This is a genomic window from Pseudoxanthomonas sp. LjRoot204_2 (assembly GCF_056175765.1).
Window position 1 is genome coordinate 1 of record NZ_JBGFFG010000618.1, and the last position, 1,521, is coordinate 1,521.

At 65.7% G+C, this 1,521-nt stretch carries 3 protein-coding genes; 2 read left to right on the forward strand and 1 reads right to left on the reverse strand.

What is annotated here, in order from left to right; genetic code table 11:
* Positions 1–271 precede the first annotated feature (271 nt).
* Positions 272–613, forward strand: coding sequence for a cupin domain-containing protein (locus AC04L7_RS18455; protein ID WP_435995862.1), 342 nt, complete (start codon positions 272–274; stop codon positions 611–613).
* Positions 614–648: 35 nt separating this feature from the next.
* Positions 649–1,146, forward strand: coding sequence for a DUF421 domain-containing protein (locus AC04L7_RS18460; protein WP_436000898.1), 498 nt, complete (start codon positions 649–651; stop codon positions 1,144–1,146).
* Here the strand turns inward: AC04L7_RS18460 and AC04L7_RS18465 are convergent.
* On the reverse strand, positions 1,140–1,521 hold a 382-nt coding region (locus tag AC04L7_RS18465; RefSeq protein ID WP_475513666.1), incomplete at its 5' end, for a hypothetical protein. The two genes, AC04L7_RS18460 and AC04L7_RS18465, sit on opposite strands and share 7 nt — an antisense overlap.

The following is a 1,521-nucleotide window of genomic DNA, read 5'->3' on the forward strand; positions in this document are numbered from 1 at the left end:
GTGTGGCGACGTTATGTGCGGCAATGCTCAAGGTTTCAATCATGAGTTGAAAGTCCCAAAGAACGGCATAAGCGACAGTGCCTCCTCAAGTGCCAGACCGTCTCTCACGGGGAGATCCCGGTCTCTGCCGCCGAGGACGAGGATTCCACAGTAGCAGCGCACTGGGTGACATGTATCGGCGGGCATCGCCGCGACCGTCGTCAAGCATTGACGGCTCCTGCACACCGGGCGGTCGATGCTGCACGCCCTATCGGCTGCAGACCACGGCGCCATGAAATCCCGACATCTCCGCATGGGCATCGGCTTCCTGCCGATCTTCGAGGCGAATGGCATGCAGGCCGCGCAGATGGTGATCAAGCCGGGCGGCAGTGAGGGTGGGCCGGATAACCGTCATCGTGGCGCGGACCAATGGTTGTTCGTGGCAGCGGGCGAGGGCGTGGCGATCGTCGAAGGCGCGCGACGACCGTTGCGGCCCGGCAGCCTGCTGCTGATCGAACGTGGCGAGCGGCACGAGATCCGCGCCACGGGCCGCACTCCCCTGAAGACGGTGAACTTCTATTCGCCCCCTGCCTACACCGCCGACGGTGAAGAGCGCTCAGCCGGCAAACCCTGAAACGACAAGACGAGGTGACGAAGATGGACAGCCTGATGCGCAGCCTGTTCGACCTGGGCATGCCCTGGTGGGAGTTCGTCCTGCGGGCGACGGCGGTTTACGTGGTGGTGCTGGTGATGGTGCGGTTGAGCGGCAAGCGGACGGTGGGACAGTTCACGCCCTTCGACCTGCTGGTCGTGGTGCTGCTCGGCACGGCGGTGCAGAACTCGTTGATCGGCGAGGACGCGTCGCTGCTGGGAGGATTGATCCTGGCCGCGACCCTGTTGGGGCTGAACTGGGGCGTCGGAAAACTCTCCTCGCGCTCGCGCCGTTTCGACGAGTGGGTCGAAGGCAAGCCGGTCATCCTCGTGCGGCATGGCCACCTGTTTCGCGACGAACTCGCGCGCCAGTCGCTGAGCGAGCACGACTTCGCCATCGCGCGGCGGTCTGCAGGCTATGCCACGCTGTCGGACATCGCGCTTGCGGTGCTGGAGTCGTCGGGCGAGATCACCTTCATCCGCCGCCGGGAACCGGGCGACGACAAACCTCAGTGAACCAGGCGCGCGGCGATGCTTTCCAGATCGTAGGCGAAGCCACCGTCCGCGCACTGCACGATGTCGGCCGCGGCGGCCGCCTGCAGGAACGCGGTGGTGATTTGGTATCCGCCGGTCGATGCCGGCGCCACATGGCCGGCGATACGCGTGTCGCGCTCGGCGTGTCCCAGCAGCTCGCCGAACGCGACCACGCGCAACACCAGCGATGCTTCTTCCTGCGGCGTCAGTCCATGTCCGCCCACCTGTCGGCTGATCGCATTCATGCCGATGCAGGGCAGGTCGTCGCCGTCGTAGTCGGTGACGGGCATGGCGCCGGTCATCACCGCCTGGAACACGTCGATCCCGAACGTCAGCAGGGCGGGATCGACGGGAACC

Excerpts from the sequence above, each read along its gene's own strand:
- AC04L7_RS18460 (WP_436000898.1), top strand. The coding sequence starts at position 649 with ATGCGCAGCCTGTTCGACCTGGGCATGCCCTGGTGGGAGTTCGTCCTG.
- AC04L7_RS18455 (WP_435995862.1), top strand. The coding sequence starts at position 272 with ATGAAATCCCGACATCTCCGCATGGGCATCGGCTTCCTGCCGATCTTC.